Origin of the sequence: Streptomyces tamarix, from assembly GCF_032423885.1 — a bacterium.
GTDB lineage: Bacteria > Actinomycetota > Actinomycetes > Streptomycetales > Streptomycetaceae > Streptomyces > Streptomyces tamarix.
In genome coordinates this window covers 21,628-27,823 of the sequence record NZ_JAWCTQ010000067.1, presented here as the reverse complement: position 1 = coordinate 27,823, position 6,196 = coordinate 21,628, and the positions used below count along the sequence as shown (strand labels likewise).

The window sequence follows — 6,196 nt, the reverse complement described above, 5'->3', positions numbered from 1 at the left end:
CGGGGCCCCCGGGCGATCCCCGTGCCCGGCTACTTCGCGTCGGCCTCGCCGTCGGTCTTGCCGTCCTTGGGCGCGGCGTCGTCCGCGTCGGTCTTCTTGGTGAGGTCCGGCTTCGCGGTGCCCGCGGCGTCGTCGGGACCGACGAGCGAGGAGGCGTCGTCCGGTACGGCCGGGAGGCCGCCGGACGTCACGTCGCCCTCGGTGCCGGAGTCCGTGTCGCCGTGGACGATGCGGTTGTACTCCTCGTCCTCCAGGACGGCGCCGATCGCGTTCTTCGCGTAGACGGCGTGGACGCCCGGCGCGACCTCCAGGAGGACCGTGTCGTCGCCGACCTCCTTGACCGTGGCGTACATCCCCCCGATCGTCCGCACGCCGGTGCCTGGCTGCATCTGATTGCGCATTTCCATGGCCTGCTGCTGCTTTTTCTTCGCAGAGCGGGTCATCAGGAACATGGCCCCGATGAGCACGATGAAGGGGAGAAGCACGCCGATGTTATCCACGGGACGGAATTCCTTCGCACGACCGCGCTGGTGAGCGGCCTGATCTACGGGGGTGGGTACGCCGACCTGAAAGGGCGGCATCGGCGGAGTCTAGGCGAGTCCGCATCGATGGAACAACGCCCAGCATCCCACCGTGGTTCCTGACTGGGCGAGTCTCCGCGCCGTCACGCCTCGAAGAGGCCCGCCTGTCCGGTCCCGGTGCCCGCGGCCTGCGGCGGTACGAGCCCGAGGTGGGCCCAGGCGGCCGGTGTCGCGACACGTCCCCGGGGCGTGCGGGCGAGCAGCCCCTCCCGTACGAGAAACGGTTCCGCTACCTCCTCGACGGTCTCCCGCTCCTCCCCCACGGCCACGGCGAGCGTCGACAGGCCGACCGGGCCGCCGCCGAACAGCTTCAGCAGGGCCTCCAGCACGGCGCGGTCGAGCCGGTCCAGGCCGCGGGCGTCGACCTCGTACACGGCGAGGGCGGTCGCGGCGATCTCGCGCGTGATGATCCCGTCCGCCCTGACCTGGGCGTAGTCGCGGACGCGGCGCAGGAGCCGGTTGGCGATGCGGGGCGTGCCGCGGGAGCGGCCGGCGATCTCGGCGGCACCCTCGGGGTCGATCTCCACGTCGAGGAGGCGGGCGGAGCGGTGGACGACGCGCTCCAGCTCGGCGGGGGCGTAGAACTCCATGTGCGCGGTGAAGCCGAAGCGGTCGCGCAGCGGCGGCGGCAGGAGCCCGGCCCGCGTGGTGGCGCCGACCAGGGTGAAGGGGGGCAGTTCGAGGGGGATCGCGGTGGCGCCGGGGCCCTTGCCGACGATCACGTCGACGCGGAAGTCCTCCATGGCCATGTACAGCATCTCCTCGGCGGGCCGGGACATGCGGTGGATCTCGTCGAGGAAGAGGACCTCGCCCTCCTGGAGGGAGGAGAGGATCGCGGCGAGGTCGCCGGCGTGCTGGATGGCGGGGCCGGAGGTGATCCGGATGGGGGCGCCCATCTCCGCCGCGATGATCATGGAGAGCGTGGTCTTGCCGAGGCCGGGCGCGCCGGAGAGCAGGACGTGGTCGGCGGTGGCGCCGCGGGCGCGGGCGGCCTTGAGGACGAGGTCGAGCTGTTCGCGGACCTTCTCCTGGCCGATGAACTCGTCCAGGTCCTTGGGGCGCAGCGCGGCCTCGACGGCCTGGTCGTCGCGGTCGGCGACCGGGCCCACCAGCCGCTCCGCGGCGGGGCCGACGAGCCGCTCGGGGGCGGTCGCGTCAGTCGTCTCGTCCCAGTTCACTGAACGTCTCCTCGGGGTGGCGTGGCGGTGGTCGGGCCGGTCAGCGGGCGCGGTTGAGGCTCTGCAGGGCCGCCTTCAGCAGCGGGCCGATCCGCGGCTCGCCGTCGGCGGCCTCGGCCTGCGGGGTGACGGCGGTGACCGCTTCGTCGGCCTCGCGCGCGGCGTAGCCGAGCCCGACGAGCGCGGCGTGGAGCTGGTCGCGCCAGCCGGCCGTGCCGACGGCGGCGGGCCGGGCCGTGCCGACCGGGGCGCCGAGCCGGTCCTTCAGCTCCAGGAGGAGCTTTTGGGCCCCCTTCTTGCCGATGCCGGGGACGGCCGTGAGGGCCTTCTCGTCGCCGGACGCGACGGCGGCGCGCAGGGCGTCGGGGGTGTGGACGGCGAGCATGGCCTGGGCGAGGCGGGGGCCGACGCCGCTGGCGGTCTGGAGCAGTTCGAAGACCTGCCGCTCGTCGTCGTCGGCGAAGCCGTACAGCGTGAGAGAGTCCTCGCGGACGACCAGCGACGTGTGCAGTCGGGCCTCCTGTCCGATCCTCAGCGCGGACAGGGTGTTCGGTGTGCACTGGACGGCCATGCCGACGCCGCCGACCTCGATGACGGCGGTGGTCGGGGCGAGGGCGGCGACCGGACCGGTCACGAAGGCGATCATGTGGTTCGGCCTTTCAACGCGTGCTGTGCGGCGACCGCCTGCTGGAGGCGGTTCTGCGCGGGGGCGCGCCAGATGTGGCAGATGGCGAGGGCGAGGGCGTCGGCGGCGTCGGCGGGCTTGGGCGGGGCGGCGAGCCGGAGGAGGCGGGTCACCATGGCGCCGACCTGCGCCTTGTCGGCGCGGCCGCTGCCGGTCACGGCGGCCTTGACCTCGCTGGGGGTGTGCAGGGCGACGGGGATGCCGCGGCGGGACGCGCAGAGCATGGCAACGGCGCTGGCCTGCGCCGTGCCCATCACCGTACGGACGTTGTGTTGGCTGAAGACGCGCTCCACGGCGACCAGTTCGGGCCGGTACGCGTCGAGCCACTCCTCCATGCCGCGCTCGATGGCGACGAGCCGGTGGCCGATGTCGGCGTCGGCCGGCGTGCGGACGACGCCGACGCCGAGCATGGTGAGCGGGCGTCCCGCGACCCCGTCGACGACGCCCATCCCGCACCGGGTCAGACCCGGGTCCACCCCGAGTACGCGCACGCGGCCTCCTTCGATCTCCCCGGCCACCACTTGGGCGGTACCCCGGTTCGTGCAGGCTATCGGCTGGCACTGACAACGCGACGGGCCGACGGGGTGCCTCCCGTCGGCCCGTCGCGTCGGGCGGTGCTGCCGTGGATCAGGCGTCGACCTTCGCCATGACGTCGTCGGAGACGTCGAAGTTGGCGAAGACGTTCTGCACGTCGTCGCTGTCCTCCAGCGCGTCGATCAGCTTGAAGATCTTGCGGGCGCCCTCCTCGTCCAGCTCGACCTGCATGGTCGGGACGAAGCTGGCCTCCGCCGACTCGTAGTCGATGCCGGCCTCCTGGAGGGCGGTGCGGACCGCGACCAGGTCGGTGGCCTCGCTGATCACCTCGAAGGTCTCCCCGAGGTCGTTGACCTCCTCCGCGCCGGCGTCGAGGACCGCGCCGAGCACGTCGTCCTCGGTCAGGTCGCCCTTGGGGACGATCACGACGCCCTTGCGGTTGAAGAGGTACGACACGGAGCCCGGGTCGGCCATCGAGCCGCCGTTGCGGGTCATCGCGACGCGGACGTCGGAGGCGGCGCGGTTGCGGTTGTCGGTGAGGCACTCGATGAGCACGGCGACGCCGTTCGGGCCGTAGCCCTCGTACATGATCGTCTCGTAGTCGGCGCCACCGGCCTCCTGGCCGGAGCCGCGCTTGACCGCGGAGTCGATGTTCTTGTTCGGGACCGACTGCTTCTTGGCCTTCTGGATGGCGTCGTAGAGCGTCGGGTTGCCGTCGGGATCGCCGCCGCCGGTACGGGCGGCGACCTCGATGTTCTTGATCAGCTTCGCGAAGAGCTTGCCGCGCTTGGCGTCGATCACGGCCTTCTTGTGCTTCGTCGTAGCCCATTTAGAGTGGCCGGACATCTGCCTGTCTCCTTCGCGTAACCAAACTCAGAACGAACCCCAGAGATCCTACCGGGATCTCATTCGCCCGCGGCGCGCACCATGTCGACGAACAGGGCGTGCACGCGGTGGTCGCCGGTCAGCTCGGGGTGGAACGACGTGGCGAGCGCGTTGCCCTGCCGTACGGCGACGATGTGGCCGTCGTACTCGGCGAGGACCTCGGCGGACGCGCCGACGGACTCGACCCAGGGGGCGCGGATGAAGACGCCCTCCACGGGGCCGCCGTCGATGCCGTCGACGTCGACGCGCGCCTCGAAGGACTCGTTCTGCCGCCCGAAGGCGTTGCGGCGGACGATCATGTCGATGCCGCCCAGGGTCTCCTGGCCCGACCGCGGGTCGAGGATCTTGTCGGCGAGCATGATGAGCCCGGCGCAGGTGCCGTAGACGGGCATGCCGGCCGCGACGCGCTCGCGCAGCGGCTCCATCAGCCCGAACAGGACGGCGAGCTTGGAGATCGTGGTGGACTCGCCGCCGGGGACGACCAGGCCGTCGACCTCGGCGAGCTCCTCGGGGCGCCGGACCGGCCTGGCCACGGCGTCCGCCGCGGCCAGGGCGATCAGGTGCTCCCGTACGTCGCCCTGGAGGGCCAGGACGCCGATGACGGGGGTGGTGCCCATGGGTGTTACCAGCCCCGGTTCGCGTAGCGCTCGGCCTCGGGCAGGGTGTCGCAGTTGATGCCGACCATGGCCTCGCCCAGGTTGCGGGAGGCGTCCGCGATGATCTTCGGGTCGTCGTAGAAGGTGGTGGCCTTCACGATGGCGGCGGCGCGCTTGGCCGGGTCGCCGGACTTGAAGATGCCGGAGCCGACGAAGACGCCCTCGGCGCCCAGCTGGCGCATCAGCGCGGCGTCGGCCGGGGTGGCGACGCCGCCGGCGGAGAACAGCACGACCGGCAGCTTGCCGAGCTCGGCGACCTCCTTGACCAGCTCGTACGGGGCGCGCAGCTCCTTGGCGGCGGCGTACAGCTCGTTGTTGTCGTAGCCGCGCAGGCGGGCGATCTCGTTCTTGATCTGGCGCAGGTGGCGGACGGCCTCGACGACGTTGCCGGTGCCGGCCTCGCCCTTGGAGCGGATCATGGCCGCGCCCTCGGCGATGCGGCGCAGGGCCTCGCCCAGGTTGGTGGCGCCGCACACGAACGGGGTGGTGAAGGCCCACTTGTCGGAGTGGTTGACCTCGTCGGCCGGGGTCAGGACCTCGGACTCGTCGATGTAGTCGACGCCGAGGGACTGCAGGACCTGCGCCTCGACGAAGTGGCCGATGCGGGACTTGGCCATGACGGGGATCGAGACGGCGTCGATGATGCCCTCGATCATGTCCGGGTCGGACATCCGGGCCACGCCGCCGTCCTTGCGGATGTCGGCGGGGACGCGCTCCAACGCCATGACGGCGACGGCGCCGGCGTCCTCGGCGATCTTCGCCTGCTCCGGCGTGACGACGTCCATGATCACGCCGCCCTTGAGCTGCTCGGCCATGCCGCGCTTCACGCGCGCGGTGCCGGTCTCGGGGGCCTGCGGGGTGGTGGTGGGCGTGGTGGACACGGAAGACCTCACTCGGAGAAACGGGAAGAACAGGGAGGAACAGGGCGGGTCGAAGGACCCGGGGACAACACAGGTGAGCAAACACGGCCGGGCCAGTCCACATCAAGGGCCAATGAGGAGGCGGTGGCTCGTTTTGGCATGGCCGGATGCCGCCCGCGTCCGGCACCGCCCGTACCCGACGCCACCCGCGCCCCGTGCCGCCCGTGCCCGGCACCACCCGCGCCCGGCACCGCCCGTACGACGGCTCAGGTCGCCCGGTCCGCCAACGCGACCGGCGGCTCGTCGTCCATCTCGAACGCCATCGGGAACGGCGCGTGCCCCGCCAGCCGGAACCAGCGCACCTTCCGGTGCCTGCGCAGCGCCCGCGCCGCCCGCACGGCGTCGTTGTGGAACCGGCGCGCCATCGGGACCCTGCGCACCGCGGCGGCCAGCTCTCCGGCCGCCTCCTCCCCGCCCGGGGCCTCCCGTACGGCCCGCATCTGCTCCGGTTCGCCCAGCACCGCGCGCAACGCCTGGCTCAGCTCGCTCTCGGCGACCTCCCGCTGCTCCTCCTCGGCCTGCCGTGCCGCGTGCGCGGCCTGGTAGAGCACGATCGACGCCGCCGGGTCGAGGATCCCCGAGGTGGCCAGCTCCTGGGCGATCGACGCGCGCCGCAGCAGTTGCGCGTCGAGCGCGGCGCGCGCGGCGTCGATGCGGGCGTGCAGCCGGTCGAGCCGCCCCGCGGTCCAGCTCAGGTACAGGCCGATCGCGCACAGGGCGACGGCGATCCAGATCAGCGTTTCGGTCACGGGCGGAA

At 72.3% G+C, this 6,196-nt stretch carries 8 protein-coding genes; all 8 read right to left on the bottom strand.

Going from position 1 to position 6,196, the window contains the following annotated elements:
• Positions 1-29: 29 nt before the first annotated feature.
• The gene (yajC, locus tag RND61_RS31095; RefSeq protein WP_391654525.1) at positions 30-452 is read right to left on the bottom strand and encodes a preprotein translocase subunit YajC; all 423 of its coding nucleotides are present in this window, start codon (positions 450-452) and stop codon (positions 30-32) included.
• Positions 453-664: 212 nt separating this feature from the next.
• Positions 665-1,759 carry a Holliday junction branch migration DNA helicase RuvB gene (gene ruvB, locus RND61_RS31090; RefSeq protein ID WP_315881506.1) on the bottom strand — a complete coding sequence of 365 codons (1,095 nt, stop codon included), beginning with the start codon at positions 1,757-1,759 and terminating at the stop codon, positions 665-667.
• Between the two features lie 40 nt (positions 1,760-1,799).
• Positions 1,800-2,405 (bottom strand): Holliday junction branch migration protein RuvA, encoded by a 606-nt coding sequence (gene ruvA, locus RND61_RS31085; protein ID WP_315881505.1) that lies wholly within the window; start codon positions 2,403-2,405, stop codon positions 1,800-1,802.
• On the bottom strand, positions 2,402-2,935 hold the full coding sequence (ruvC, locus tag RND61_RS31080) for a crossover junction endodeoxyribonuclease RuvC (RefSeq protein ID WP_315881504.1): 534 nt from the start codon (positions 2,933-2,935) through the stop codon (positions 2,402-2,404). The genes ruvA and ruvC overlap by 4 nt, the downstream gene beginning before the upstream one ends.
• A 136-nt stretch (positions 2,936-3,071) precedes the next feature.
• Positions 3,072-3,824 carry a YebC/PmpR family DNA-binding transcriptional regulator gene (locus RND61_RS31075; RefSeq protein WP_023589623.1) on the bottom strand — a complete coding sequence of 251 codons (753 nt, stop codon included), beginning with the start codon at positions 3,822-3,824 and terminating at the stop codon, positions 3,072-3,074.
• 59 nt (positions 3,825-3,883) lie between these two features.
• Complete coding sequence (gene pdxT, locus RND61_RS31070; protein WP_315881503.1) at positions 3,884-4,480, bottom strand: pyridoxal 5'-phosphate synthase glutaminase subunit PdxT; 597 nt, start codon at positions 4,478-4,480, stop codon at positions 3,884-3,886.
• Between the two features lie 5 nt (positions 4,481-4,485).
• Positions 4,486-5,400: a pyridoxal 5'-phosphate synthase lyase subunit PdxS gene (pdxS, locus tag RND61_RS31065; protein ID WP_315881502.1), complete on the bottom strand. Its 915-nt coding sequence runs from the start codon at positions 5,398-5,400 to the stop codon at positions 4,486-4,488.
• A 245-nt stretch (positions 5,401-5,645) separates the two neighbouring features.
• Complete coding sequence (locus RND61_RS31060) at positions 5,646-6,188, bottom strand: hypothetical protein (protein ID WP_315881501.1); 543 nt, start codon at positions 6,186-6,188, stop codon at positions 5,646-5,648.
• Positions 6,189-6,196: the final 8 nt, after the last annotated feature.

Bases quoted from the DNA above. Each gene is read 5' to 3' on its own strand.
- yajC (WP_391654525.1), bottom strand. From the start codon at position 452: ATGTTCCTGATGACCCGCTCTGCGAAGAAAAAGCAGCAGCAGGCCATG.
- ruvA (WP_315881505.1), bottom strand. From the start codon at position 2,405: ATGATCGCCTTCGTGACCGGTCCGGTCGCCGCCCTCGCCCCGACCACC.
- RND61_RS31075 (WP_023589623.1), bottom strand. From the start codon at position 3,824: ATGTCCGGCCACTCTAAATGGGCTACGACGAAGCACAAGAAGGCCGTG.
- pdxT (WP_315881503.1), bottom strand. From the start codon at position 4,480: ATGGGCACCACCCCCGTCATCGGCGTCCTGGCCCTCCAGGGCGACGTA.